The following is a 12,757-nucleotide window of genomic DNA, read 5'->3' on the forward strand; positions in this document are numbered from 1 at the left end:
TCCGATTTTCTTTCTAGAGTTCCAGCATCACGCGCACGAGCGGCGCCAGCGCCTGCCCGATGTTTCGCGTGTTTTCAGCATCGAGATGGACACCGTCGAGCGGCGTGGTGGTCGCTACGCTGCCGGCATCGAAGAAGCCGCAGCCGGCCTCGTCGGCGAGCGCCGAATATTGTGCCGCCAGCCGCCGCGAGGCGTCGTCGCCGCCAGCGAACATTTCCTTGAATTCGGCATTGTCGGTGCGCGAGACAGTTGGCGGCGCGACGAGCAGGATCTGCGGCGGCGCCCAGTCGAATGGATAATCATGGCCGCGCACGATATCGATCAAGCGCTGCATGCCTTGCTTGGCGGCGACAGGATTGCCATGGATCCACGGCTTCATGTCATTGGAGCCGAGCAGCATGATGATCAGGTCGAGCGGCGCGTGGCTGGTCAGGATTGTCGGCAGCACGCGGGCGCCGTTGCGGTCGGCGCCGGCCAGATGGTCGTCGAAGGCGGTGGTGCGGCCGTTCAGCCCCTCGGCAATGACCTCGACATCGCTGCCGAGTTCAGCCTTGAGCGCGCTCGGCCAACGATCTTCCAGCGCATGCCGTCCAAGGCTGGCGGCGTCATAACCCCAGGTCAGCGAGTCGCCGTAGCAGAGAATGGTCTTCACGCGTTTGCCCCGCTTCTACCAAAGCCTATCTGAGCGCGCCCGACCCGCCAGCGCACGAACAGCCAATGCACGATGATGGTCGCCAGTCCGGGTAAGCCAAGGCCTGCAAGGAACGGCATGTCGTTCCTGACGACCGCCGCACTGCTGTCGCTGTAGAGGGTCAACGCAACCAGCAGGACAAGCAGCACGGCAAACACCATCAGTGTCCACTTGCCAGTTTTGGCCACTGCCGCGACGGGGGCGTTCGTCAACTGGGCGATGAAAAAGACAAAGGTGACGACGAACGTCACCAGCATCGAGACTGCGAAGGCGACGATGTATGCTCCCTGATCGTCGGTGGCGACAGCCTGCCACTGCGCCACCAACCCGCCGGCGAGGCCGGAAAGGATAAACGCGAAAAGGCTGGTGAAGAATATCCGCACCGCCTTTTCCTTCCTAGACCAGCATGCCCATCGGGTTTTCGATCATGCGCTTGAAGGCGCCGAGCAGTTCGGCGCCGAGCGCGCCGTCGACGGCGCGGTGATCGGTCGAGAGCGTCACCGACATGACGGTGGCGATCTCTGATCTCGCCATTCTTGACCACCGCCCGCTCCTCGCCGGCACCGACCGCCAAAATCGTCGCATGCGGCGGGTTGATGACGGCGGCAAAGTCCTTGATGCCGAACATGCCGAGGTTGGACACCGCCGTGGTACCGCCCTGATATTCTTCCGGCTTCAGCTTGCGGCTCCTGGCGCGGCTGGCGAGGTCCTTCATCTCGTTGGAGATGGTCGACAGCGTCTTTTCATCGGCATGGCGGATGATCGGCGTGATCAGGCCGCCGGGGATCGAGACGGCAACACCGACATCGGCATGCCGGTGCTTGACCATGGCGCTTTCGGTCCAGGAGGCGTTGGCATCCGGCACAGCCTTCAAGGCCATCGCCATCGCTTTGATGACCATATCGTTGACCGAGAGCTTGTAGACCGGAGCTTCGCCCTTGTCGGTCTTCTTCGTCGGGGCTGCCGCATTGAGCTGCGTGCGCAGCGCCAACAGCGCGTCGAGCTCGCAATCGAGCGTCAGGTAGAAATGCGGGATGGTCGACTTGGCCTCGACCAGGCGGCGCGCGATGGTCTTGCGCATATTGTCGTGCGGGACAAGTTCGTAGGAGCCCTGCTCGAAGAGCTTCAGCACCTGGTCGTCCGACATCGCCTTGGGCGCGGCTGCGGGAGCCGCAGCAGGCGCGCCCGCCGGAGCTTTCGCGGCAGGGGCTGCTGTGGCGCCGCCGGAAGAGATCGCAGCCTCGACGTCGGCGCGAACCACGCGGCCATGTGGACCAGAGCCGGTCAGCCCAGCCACATCGACGCCGGCGTCCTTGGCGATACGGCGCGCCAATGGCGAGGCGAACACGCGCTCGCCGTGCGATTGGCTGATCTCCCCCTTGTGGGGGAGATGGCCGGCAGGCCAGAGGAGGGCGCCTCGCGCTGAGAGGTCGGCGGGACAGCGCCCCCCTCTGTCGGCTTCGCCGACATCTCCCCCACGGGTGGGGAGATTGGCGCCTTGTCCTGCTTGGCCTCGGCCTTCGGCGCGGCATCACCACCGCCTTTTGCCGCGGCGCCCGCATCCTCGCCTTCGCCGGCCAGGATGGCGATCAGCGCATTGACCTTCACGCCTTCGGTGCCGGCCGGAACGACCAGCTTGGCGACGGTGCCTTCATCGACGGCTTCGACTTCCATTGTCGCCTTGTCGGTTTCGATCTCGGCGATGACGTCGCCGGGCGAAACCTTGTCGCCTTCCTTGACCAGCCACTTGGAGAGATTGCCCTCTTCCATCGTGGGCGAGAGCGCCGGCATGGTGATGTTGATGGGCATCGCTCACTCCTGAATGAATTTGAACAGGCCGCGCATGACGGTCAGCGTGGCGACGATGAACACGGGCGGCAAGAACCCGAAATGGAAGCTGGCTTTGCTCATTTCGAGGTTCATCATGCCACCGGTCTGATCAAGCTGTGCGGAACCGGTTGCAACAATTGCCAGGACTAGCGAGGCGGCACCGCTGAGCATCAGCAGAACCGCATCGAACTTCCCGGTCATGCGGCGCACGCAAAAGGCCACAGCAACGGTAGGGACGATAACGGCAGCTAGAATCCAGAAGGATGGCATACGCACTGTTCCTAGCGATAGGTAACGGCTTTGACGGCCTCGACGACCTCGCCGACATTGGGCAATGCCAGTTTTTCGAGGTTGGCCGCGTAAGGCATCGGCACGTCCTTGCCGGCGATGGTGATCACCGGCGCATCGAGGAAGTCGAAGGCGCGTTGCGACACCTGGTTGGCGATATGATCGCCGACCGAGTTCTGCGGGAAGCCTTCTTCCACGACCACCAGCCGGTTGGTCTTCTTCACCGAGGCGATGATCGTGTCGAAATCGAGCGGCCGAACGGTTCTGAGATCGATGATCTCGGCATCGATGCCCATGCCGCGCAGTTCGGCTTCCGCCTTGACCGCATAGGTCATGCCGATGCCGAAGGAGACGAGGGTAACGTCCTTGCCCTGCTTGTGGATGCGCGCCTTGCCGATCGGCAGCACGAAATCGTCGAGCTTCGGCACGTCGAAGGACTGGCCGTAGAGGATTTCGTTCTCGAGGAAGATGACCGGATTCGGGTCGCGGATCGCCGCCTTGAGCAGGCCCTTGGCGTCGGCCGCCGTATACGGCATCACTACCTTCAGGCCGGGGATGTGACTGTACCAGGCGGCGTAGCACTGCGAATGCTGGGCGGCGACGCGGGCAGCCGCGCCGTTGGGGCCGCGGAAGACGATCGGCGCGCCCATCTGGCCGCCGGACATATACAGGGTTTTGGCGGCCGAGTTGATGATCTGGTCGATCGCCTGCATGGCGAAGTTGAAGGTCATGAACTCGACGATCGGCTTCAAGCCGGACATCGCCGCGCCGACGCCGACGCCGGCAAAGCCGTGTTCGGTGATCGGCGTGTCGACGACGCGGCGAGGCCCGAATTCCTGCAGCAGCCCTTGCGTGATCTTGTAGGCGCCCTGGTATTCGGCGACCTCCTCGCCCATGACGAAGACGTCGCCATCGCGGCGCATTTCCTCGGCCATGGCGTCGCGGAGCGCCTCGCGCACCGTGGTCGACACCATCTCGGTGCCGGCCGGGATATCCGGATCTGCGGCGACTTCCAGTTTCGGCGAGGCTGCGACCGGAGCCGGCTTGGCGACGGGTGTGGGCTGTTCAGCCGGAGCCTCCGTCTTTGCCGGCGCCTCAGCCTTGGCAGGCGCAGCGGCCTTGCCGATATCACCGGCACTTTCGCCGTCCTGCAGCAGAACGGCAATCACCGCGTTGACCTTGACGCCTTCGGTACCGGCCGGAACCACGATCTTGCCGATCGTGCCTTCATCGACGGCTTCGACTTCCATCGTCGCCTTATCGGTCTCGATCTCGGCGATGACGTCGCCGGCGACGACCTTGTCGCCCTCATTCTTCAACCACTTGGAAAGATTGCCCTCTTCCATGGTCGGCGAGAGCGCGGGCATGAGAATTTCGATCGGCATGTCCTTGCCCTCCCTTACAATACGATGTCGGTCCAGAGCTCGGACGGATCCGGCTCCGCGTCGTGCTGGGCAAATTCGGCGGCATCGGCGACGACGTCGCGGACTTCCTTGTCGATGGCCTTGAGCTCGTCCTCGCTCGCCCACTTCTTGTCGAGCAGCCGCGCCCTGACCTGCTCGATCGGGTCGTGCTCGGAGCGCATCTTCTGCACTTCTTCCTTGGAGCGGTACTTTGCCGGGTCGGACATCGAGTGGCCGCGATAGCGATAGGTCTGCATCTCGAGGATCAGCGGACCGTTGCCGGAGCGGCACCATTCGGTGGCGAGATCGGCGGCCGACTTCACGGCGCGCACGTCCATGCCGTCAACCTGGATGCCCGGAATCTTGAACGAGGCGCCGCGATGCGAGAAGTCGGTCTCGGCCGACGAGCGCGACACCGAGGTGCCCATGGCGTAGCGGTTGTTCTCGATGATGTAGATCACCGGCAGCTTCCACAGCGAGGCCATGTTGAAGCTTTCATAGACCTGGCCCTGGTTGGCGGCGCCGTCGCCGAAATAGGTCAGCGAGACATTCTTGTTCTCGCGGTAGCGGTTGGCGAAAGCCAGACCGGTGCCCAACGACACCTGCGCGCCGACGATGCCGTGGCCGCCGTAGAAATGCTTCTCCTTGGAGAACATGTGCATGGAGCCGCCCTTGCCTTTCGACAGGCCGCCGCGGCGTCCGGTGAGCTCGGCCATCACGCCGCGCGGCGACAGCTCCATCGCCAGCATGTGGCCGTGATCGCGATAGGCGGTGATCATCTGGTCGCCTTCGATCAGCGCCATCTTCATGCCGGTGACGACGGCCTCCTGGCCGATATAGAGGTGGCAGAAGCCGCCGATGAAGCCCATGCCGTAAAGCTGACCCGCCTTCTCCTCGAAGCGGCGGATGAGCAGCATGTGCCTATAGGCGGACAGCTCTTCTTCCTTGGTGAAATCGGCCGGCTTGGGCGCGGACAGATTTGGTTGCTTGTCGGATTTGGATCTGGCAGGCGCTTTTTTGGCGGCGGTGGCCATGCATCACTCCCTGTTGGCGTCTCTTTGCGGACATTCAGGGAGATCGATTGCCTCCCACCGATTTGCGAGAGGCTAACATGCAAGAATGCGTTGCGCCATGCTGAAAAATGCATGGCTGGCATGCGTCTAAGCGATTAGAATCATTGCAAATAAGAGCAATTAACCGAAATTAGGTTATTTCGCCGAGACAGGCAACATGATGGTGATTTCGTCGGGCTGGGACAGATTGAGCGCTTTTCGCGCCTGCTCGTCAAGCATGTCCTTCTCCAGCGTGCCCTCATGCAGCAGCTGAACGCGGCGCTCGAAGTCGATCCGGCGCGCCTTGACGGCGTCGAGCTGAGCCTGCAACTCGACCGTGCGGGCCTCCAGCCGGTATTTGGAGTAGATGCCGAATTCGCCGTGATAGGCATGGAAGCCGAAATAGGCCAGGAAGAGCACGCAGAGTGACGGAATGATCAGCCGTCCGGTGTTTCTCTGCTTGTGCTGACGTGTCCACATAACCCGAACCCTTAAGGCCGCGAACGCAGGCGGCATCGACTCCTATTTCGCCCAATTGTGCTTAATGGACGGTTACGGAGCGGCGGTAGGTGGCCGGTGGGTAACGAAAAAGGGCAGGAAGAACCCGCCCTTTTCGAACAATCCGAATTTGGCTGGGTTCAGCTCTTGACCACCGACTTGCCGGCGTAACGCGCCTGCTGGCCGAGCTCTTCCTCGATGCGGATGAGCTGGTTGTACTTTGCGGTGCGGTCCGAGCGCGACAGCGAGCCGGTCTTGATCTGCCCGCAATTGGTGGCGACGGCGAGGTCGGCGATGGTCGAATCCTCGGTCTCGCCCGAGCGGTGCGACATGACGGCGGTGTAGCCGGCCTTGTGCGCGGTCTCGACGGCATCGAGCGTCTCGGTCAGCGAGCCGATCTGGTTGACCTTGACCAGGATCGAGTTGGCGACGCCCATGCGGATGCCGTCGCGCAGCCGCGCCGTGTTGGTGACGAAGAGATCGTCGCCGACGAGCTGGATTTTCTTGCCGATCAGGTCGGTCAGGATCTTCCAGCCTTCCCAATCGTCCTCGGCAAGGCCGTCCTCGATGGTGATGATCGGATAGTCGGCGGCGAGCTTGGCTAGATACTTGGCCTGCGCCTTCGGATCGCGGGTCTTCTTCTCGCCCTCGTAAACGTAGTTGCCGTCCTTGAAGAACTCGGTCGCGGCGCAGTCGAGGCCGAGCGCCACATCCTCGCCGGGCTTGAAGCCAGCCTGCACGATCGATTCCATAACGAAGTCGAGCGCGGCCGGCGCGCTTTTCAGGTTGGGCGCGAAGCCGCCTTCATCGCCGACATTGGTGTTATGGCCGGCGTCCTTGAGCTTCTTGCGCAGCGTGTGGAAGATTTCGGAGCCCCAGCGCACGCCTTCACGCAGCGTCGGCGCGCCAACCGGCAGGATCATGAATTCCTGGAAATCGATCGGGTTGTCGGCATGCGCGCCGCCATTGATGATGTTCATCATCGGCACCGGCAGGATATGTGCCTTGGTGCCGCCGACATAACGGTAGAGCGGCAGGCCGGCGGCTTCGGCGGCGGCTTTGGCGACCGCCAGCGACACGCCGAGGATGGCGTTGGCGCCGAGGCGGCTCTTGTTGGGCGTACCGTCAAGCTCGATCATCGTCTGGTCGATATGGATCTGGTTCTCGGCCTCCATGCCGCCGATCGCCTCGAACAGCTCGCCGTTCACTGCCTCGACGGCGCGCTGGACGCCCTTGCCGAGATAACGCGGCCCGCCGTCGCGGAGCTCGACCGCTTCATGCGCGCCGGTCGAAGCGCCCGATGGCACGGCGGCGCGGCCCATCGAGCCGTCCTCCAGCACCACGTCGACCTCGACGGTCGGATTGCCACGGCTGTCCAGGATTTCACGCCCGACAATGTCGATGATGGCGGTCATTTGCGATGTCCCCGATTGATCGATTGAAGCGTCGCGCCCGTCTTAGCCAAAGCGGCGCAAAAGGCAATCGGCCGTCCGGCGATAATTTCCCCGAGAAAGAGTCACGAAGCGCAAATTTCTGTCATCATAAGTCATGCACGCTGAGCGACCTTCTGATCTATGGTCGCGTTCGCGCGGGGCGAAACAGGAGGAGTTTCGCCATGTCCCAGTTGAGCGGTATCGTGAGTTTGTTTCTGATCGCGGCGGCGTTCATGACGTCCTGCGACACCCAGAAACCCCAGCAGAGCTCGATGGAGCTGTCTGGCCTGCGCTGAGCGTGAAAAGAAGGCCCCACCGGTGGGGCCTTCTCCTTCAATCCTGGCTCAGTGCCAGTAAGGCGTGACCTTGTAGTAATCGAAGGACGCATCTCGCGCGGCTTCGCTGTCGGCGCCGGTCAGTTCGTTGATGGAATAGGCCGGCGCGGCCTGAAGTTGCTCCTTGGTGAACGGCACCACATAGCCGCCCTTGTCGGTGTCGTAGTCCAGGGTGGCCCAGGGAACGGCGTGATACTTCTCACCCATACCAAGGAAGCCGCCAAACCCGATCACGGCGAACATGATGCCATTCGACATCTTGTCCAGCATCACGTCCTCGATGCTGCCGATACTCTTGCCTTCGGTGTTGTAGACGGACGTGCCGATGACGCGCGAGGCGGCAATGGCTTCGGTATGCCCGGACGGGGTGGTCATAGTGGAACTCCTCTCAATTGAATTGCCTCAATGGACAATGAGAGGAGTTGGCGAAGGTTCCCGAGTTAGTTGTCGGTAAGAATGAACGTCACCTTCATGTTGACCCGGTAAGCGGCGATCTTGCCGTCCTCGACAACGATCTTCTGGTCCTGGATCCAGGCGCCTTCGACGTTCTTCAGGGTTTTCGATGCGCGGGCGATCCCCTTCTCGATGGCATCCTGAAAACTCTTCTTGGACGATGAGGTGATTTCGGTGACGCGGGCGACAGACATGGCTTTCTCCTGCCAAGACGCTCAGTTGCAGGTCGAGCGTACTGCCGGCTTGGCCCATTCACAAGCCGGCGCAGGATCCGCGTGAAGCGCCCGGGTCAGTGCCCCTTGGCGATACGGTCGAAGGCGATCAGCGTTTCCAGCAGCGCCGGCATGTCCTTGAGGGGCAACATGTTGGGGCCGTCGGAAGACGTCGAGTTGTCCGGGTCCTGATGGGTTTCGATGAAGACGCCGGCAACGCCGACGGCGACCGCCGCGCGGGCGAGCGTCTCGACAAAGCGGCGCTCACCGCCGGAGGAACCGCCCTGCCCGCCCGGCTGCTGGACCGAATGGGTGGCGTCGAAAATCACCGGAGCACCGATCTCGGCCATGATCGGCAGCGCGCGCATGTCGGACACCAGCGTGTTGTAGCCGAAGGAGGCGCCGCGCTCCGTGGTCAACACATTGAGATTGCCGGAGCCGGTGATCTTGGCGACTACGTTCTTCATGTCCCAGGGCGCCAGGAACTGCCCCTTCTTCACATTGATGACCTTGCCGGTCTTGGCCGCGGCCACCAGCATGTCGGTCTGCCGCGACAGGAAGGCCGGGATCTGCAGAACATCGACATGCGGAGCGACGATCGCGCATTGCTCCTCGGTGTGCACATCGGTCAGCACCGGCAGGCCGAACTCCTTGCGCAGATCGTCGAAGATCGGCATGGCCGCATCGAGCCCGGCGCCGCGCGTCGCCGACAGCGAGGTACGGTTGGCTTTGTCATAGCTGGTCTTGTAGACGAGGCCGATGCCCAGCCGATCCGTCAACTCTTTCAGGGCGCCAGCCATGTCGAAGGCATGCTGGCGCGATTCAAGCTGGCAGGGTCCGGCAATCAGCGACAGCGGCGCGCTGTTGGCGAAGACGACATTGCCGACGGTGACGGACGAATTAGGGGCCAGGGGCTTGCTCATGGAATCTCCCGAAAGATAAAGGCGGCGCCCTGTCCGGGCGCCGCCGGCACGGCGATATCGTTGCCGCTCATGTCGTGTTCGATTGCGCTGTTCGCAAGCACACGCTTGGCGGCGGCGTTGTCGCGGACCGAGAAAACAACGGCCGCGAAGCGCATATCCGGCGATGGCGCGGCCGGCAGGCCGAAGCGCGCTCTATAATCTTGGGGCGAGAGCACGCTGAGCATCGCATTCGGCAGCCGCACCGCGTCGCCGTTGGTTACGCTCGCGCCGGCAGCGGTCGCGATCAATCCGATCTGCGCGGACGACCTGTCGCTGACAGCGACGATTTCCACGATGCCGGTGACGCCATTGACATGCGCCTGCAGGGCCGTTCGGTCAATGCTTGGCGCGTTGATGCGCTGGCAGGCGAAGAGGAAGGCATCGTCGGCATCCTTGCTGGCGCAGAAGGTGAGCTTGAAGGATGCTAGGTCGCTCTTGCCGTTTGCATCGGCAAAGGTCCGCGAGAAGCTCAGCATGTTGCCTGCCGACAGGCCGGCCTCCAGATAGCGCGCGTGGTCGGCATCGGCGTTGCCGGTACCGAGCGCGACAGCGGAGAAGCCTTCTTCGCCAAGGTTCTGGCGGTAAAGGCGGTCGCGCCCGACGAAGACGTTGCCCTCGCCTATTGCCCGGTCCGCCACCTGTTCGTTGCCGATGGCAAGCGGCTCAAGATAGGTGCCGTCGGCGAAAAAGACGCAGGCGTTCTCGGTGCCGAAAGGATGAACGCCAACCGGCGCGACGACAAAGCCGAGCGCGGTCAGACGTGAGCGCGCGACATCAAGGCTTCCGGTCGGCAGCACCAGATGGTCGAGCGGATGAGGTGATGTTTTGGTCATGCCGGCGCGGTGTGCCTCATTCCTGCCGGCGGTTCAAGTGCAACTGAGATGGATCGGCGACCTCAAGCGGCGGCGACCACATCCGCCGAATAGCGGAGCTCGCGCAGCGGTTTCACCTTGTTGGTCGTCTCCGCATAGGTCGGATGCGCCTTGTAAGCCGCAAGGGCCGCCTCATCCTCGAATTCGGCATAGACGACAACGTCGATCGCGTTGGAGAACAGGTCGACCTTGGTGTTGAGCGTCACTTCGAAATGGCTCGAATGCGGGATGTTGCCGAGAGCCTGCAGACCTGTCTGCACGGCCTCGACATCTTCCTTGCGCCGCACGCTGAAGAAAACGATGTGCCGGATCAACCCAGCCTCCTTGATCGTCAATTCAGCTTTCTTGTGGGAGCAACACGCAAGCGTCAACCGGCAACGATGTCGCGCCCGCGATACGGAGATGCCCGCAGCTCAGACCGCTCCGGTGACGGTGCGCACGATCCGCGACATCTGCCTCACCGTCTGATCCAGGTAGTAGCCATGGTTGTAGAGGCCATCCCAGATCAGGAAAAAGGCGATGGCGGCGATGACGATCACATAACGCATAGCTAAAACTATCGTATGCAGGCCGTCGGGGCCAGAGCGGGTGTTCCACTCCACGGCTTTTTTACCGGGCCGCCCGGCCTTAACCAAAGCGGGCCTCCGACGACGTGGCAGGCCGCAAACCACATGCTCGTGAGACGATGTGGGCACGAAGCTTCAAAGCGTGATGCGGTATTTGGCAAATCCCGCGTCGCCGTCGCCCGCGGCTTCTATCTTCAGGGTTTTCACCTGGTCGATGAAGTCCTTGGCCTTCGGTCCGGTCTCGAAGACGACACTGGTTCCCAGCAGTGGTGTAAACGACCAATTGTCGTCGGCCGACGGATTGATGGTGCCCTGGCTGATGACGAAGCGCACGATCACATCGCGGTTGGTGTCCGGCGCTTCGTAGATGATCTTCGAGGCATTGATGTCGGGGAAATTGCCACCACCGCCAGCGCGGTAATTGTTGGTGGCGACGACGAATTTCGCTGCCGGATCAATCGGCTTTCCGTTGAAACTCAAGTCGACGATGCGGCTGGAGCCGGCATTGGCGATGCCGCCCTTCGAATCATATTTCGGCGGCTGCGACAGATCGATCCTGTAAGTGATACCGTCGATCACATCGAAATTATAGGATGGGAACTCGGTGTTGATCAGCGCCTGATCGGCCTTGCCAGGCTCGATCCGGTTGAAAATGCCGGCCGACATCTCCAACCATTCCTTGACTTCACCTCCGGTGATTTCGACCGCACGCACAGTGTTCGGATAGAGGTAGAGGTCGGCGACGTTCTTGATGGCAATATCGCCTACCGGGACGTCGGTATAATAGTCGGCGCCGTTGCGCCCGCCGGCCTTGAAGGGCGCTGCCGCCGACAGCAGCGGCACGTCCTTCCACTCGGTACTCTTCAAGATGTCCTTGAGGTACCAGCTCTGCGCCTGGTTGACGATCTGCACCGACGGATCGTCGGCGACCAGGGCGAAATAAGAATAAAGCGGCGCCGATGTCTTGCCGACCGGACGGCGCACATAGGCGAGCGTTGCCTGATGATCCTGCTCGAGCGCGGCGATGATGCGCTTGTCGTCCGCAACGGTCGGCTTGTTCTTGTTGTCGGCCCGCTCATAAATCGGACGCGCCTCCGAGGTCGCCGAAACCACGCGCCATTTCGAGCCGTCGCGCTCCAGCAACAGGTCGATCAGGCCCATATGCGAGCCCCAGAAGCCGCCCATCACCGCCGGCTTGCCCTGCAACGTGCCTTTCTCGGTGTCGACGCCCGCAAGCGCCTGGAAATCCTTCTTGCCAGGGAAGACCAGGTGCTGGTGGCCGGTGAAGACGGCATCAATGCCCTCGACGCCGGCGACGAAGAACGAGGCGTTCTCCATCTTATCGCCCTGCTTGACGTCGATGCCCGAATGCGAGAGCGCAATGACGATGTCGGCGCCCTCCTCCTTGATCTGCGGCACCCAGGCCTTGGCAGCCTCGACGATGTCGCGCGTCTGGACATTGCCTTCCAGGTTCTTCAGGTCCCAGACCATGATCTGCGGCGGCACGAAACCTATGACGCCGATCTTGATCGGCTGTTCGGCGCCGGAACCGTCCTTGATCTTCCTTTCGAGGATGACATAGGGCTTGAGATAGAGCTTGTCGTCGCGCGGGTTGGCGGCAAGCGTCGTGCCGCGGATCAAATTGGCGCAGACGAAGGGGAATTGGCACCGGCCAGCACCTTGTCGAGGAAGGGCAGGCCGTAGTTGAATTCGTGATTGCCGAGCGTCGAGCATTCGTAGCCGAGCAGGTTCATGCCCTTCATGATCGGATGCAGGTCGCCATCCTTGAGGCCTTTCTCATAAGCGATGTAGTCGCCCATCGGGTTGCCCTGCAAAAGGTCGCCATTGTCGATCAGCATCGCATTGGTGGCTTCCTTGCGCACCGCATCGATGAGCGAGGCGGTGCGCGACAGGCCCATCGTGTCGTTCGCTTTGTCGGCGTAGTAGTCATAGGGCAGCACATTCACATGGATATCGGTCGTTTCCATGATTCTCAGATGCGCCTGATTGGTCGCGGCGCGGGCGGAGAACGGATGCAGCATGATCAGCGCGCCGCTCGCGGCGGCGCCGGCCAGGAATTCCCGGCGGGAGAATTCGCGACTGGAGATGGGCAGTGGTGACATCGTTCTCTCCTCTTCGACAACACACCAACCCCTGCCCCG

General features: G+C 62.2%; 14 protein-coding genes and 2 pseudogenes. All 16 read right to left on the reverse strand.

Annotated features, from left to right (window positions below; translation table 11 throughout):
- Positions 1-13: 13 nt before the first annotated feature.
- The 16 genes and pseudogenes from ACVDG8_RS00730 to ACVDG8_RS00805 all read right to left on the reverse strand — a co-directional run bounded on the left by ACVDG8_RS00730 (position 14) and on the right by ACVDG8_RS00805 (position 12,718).
- Positions 14-652, reverse strand: a complete 639-nt coding sequence (locus tag ACVDG8_RS00730; protein ID WP_447252995.1) for an SGNH/GDSL hydrolase family protein — start codon at positions 650-652, stop codon at positions 14-16.
- The gene (locus ACVDG8_RS00735; protein WP_447252996.1) at positions 649-1,074 is read right to left on the reverse strand and encodes a hypothetical protein; all 426 of its coding nucleotides are present in this window, start codon (positions 1,072-1,074) and stop codon (positions 649-651) included. Before ACVDG8_RS00735 ends, ACVDG8_RS00730 begins: the two co-directional genes overlap by 4 nt.
- 13 nt (positions 1,075-1,087) lie before the next feature.
- A pseudogene (locus ACVDG8_RS00740) lies at positions 1,088-2,048 on the reverse strand (2-oxo acid dehydrogenase subunit E2); the annotation flags it as partial.
- The gene (locus ACVDG8_RS00745) at positions 1,976-2,500 is read right to left on the reverse strand and encodes a biotin/lipoyl-containing protein (protein WP_455707485.1); all 525 of its coding nucleotides are present in this window, start codon (positions 2,498-2,500) and stop codon (positions 1,976-1,978) included. The gene ACVDG8_RS00745 and the pseudogene ACVDG8_RS00740, both read right to left, overlap by 73 nt.
- Positions 2,501-2,503: 3 nt before the next feature.
- Positions 2,504-2,791, reverse strand: coding sequence for a hypothetical protein (locus tag ACVDG8_RS00750; protein ID WP_447252997.1), 288 nt, complete (start codon positions 2,789-2,791; stop codon positions 2,504-2,506).
- Between the two features lie 11 nt (positions 2,792-2,802).
- Positions 2,803-4,194 (reverse strand): pyruvate dehydrogenase complex E1 component subunit beta, encoded by a 1,392-nt coding sequence (locus ACVDG8_RS00755; RefSeq protein ID WP_447252998.1) that lies wholly within the window; start codon positions 4,192-4,194, stop codon positions 2,803-2,805.
- Between the two features lie 14 nt (positions 4,195-4,208).
- A complete protein-coding gene (pdhA, locus tag ACVDG8_RS00760) occupies positions 4,209-5,246 on the reverse strand; it encodes a pyruvate dehydrogenase (acetyl-transferring) E1 component subunit alpha (protein WP_447252999.1) in 1,038 nt (345 codons plus the stop codon).
- Between the two features lie 174 nt (positions 5,247-5,420).
- Positions 5,421-5,744: an FtsB family cell division protein gene (locus ACVDG8_RS00765; RefSeq protein WP_447253000.1), complete on the reverse strand. Its 324-nt coding sequence runs from the start codon at positions 5,742-5,744 to the stop codon at positions 5,421-5,423.
- Positions 5,745-5,902: 158 nt separating this feature from the next.
- A complete protein-coding gene (eno, locus tag ACVDG8_RS00770; protein WP_371012049.1) occupies positions 5,903-7,177 on the reverse strand; it encodes a phosphopyruvate hydratase in 1,275 nt (424 codons plus the stop codon).
- A 362-nt stretch (positions 7,178-7,539) separates the two neighbouring features.
- Entirely contained in the window at positions 7,540-7,905 is a 366-nt protein-coding gene (locus ACVDG8_RS00775) for a PRC-barrel domain-containing protein (RefSeq protein ID WP_447253001.1), read from the reverse strand.
- A gap of 65 nt (positions 7,906-7,970) precedes the next feature.
- Complete coding sequence (locus tag ACVDG8_RS00780; protein ID WP_447253002.1) at positions 7,971-8,177, reverse strand: dodecin family protein; 207 nt, start codon at positions 8,175-8,177, stop codon at positions 7,971-7,973.
- A gap of 95 nt (positions 8,178-8,272) precedes the next feature.
- Entirely contained in the window at positions 8,273-9,118 is an 846-nt protein-coding gene (gene kdsA, locus ACVDG8_RS00785) for a 3-deoxy-8-phosphooctulonate synthase (RefSeq protein WP_447253003.1), read from the reverse strand.
- Positions 9,115-9,990: a VOC family protein gene (locus tag ACVDG8_RS00790; RefSeq protein WP_447253004.1), complete on the reverse strand. Its 876-nt coding sequence runs from the start codon at positions 9,988-9,990 to the stop codon at positions 9,115-9,117. Before ACVDG8_RS00790 ends, kdsA begins: the two co-directional genes overlap by 4 nt.
- Before the next feature lie 62 nt (positions 9,991-10,052).
- Complete coding sequence (locus ACVDG8_RS00795) at positions 10,053-10,343, reverse strand: Dabb family protein (protein WP_447253005.1); 291 nt, start codon at positions 10,341-10,343, stop codon at positions 10,053-10,055.
- Between the two features lie 99 nt (positions 10,344-10,442).
- Positions 10,443-10,664, reverse strand: a complete 222-nt coding sequence (locus tag ACVDG8_RS00800; RefSeq protein ID WP_447253006.1) for a hypothetical protein — start codon at positions 10,662-10,664, stop codon at positions 10,443-10,445.
- A gap of 66 nt (positions 10,665-10,730) precedes the next feature.
- Positions 10,731-12,718, reverse strand: a pseudogene (locus tag ACVDG8_RS00805) (bifunctional 2',3'-cyclic-nucleotide 2'-phosphodiesterase/3'-nucleotidase).
- Positions 12,719-12,757 lie beyond the last annotated feature (39 nt).

Source organism: Mesorhizobium sp. ORM8.1 (genome assembly GCF_053005525.2).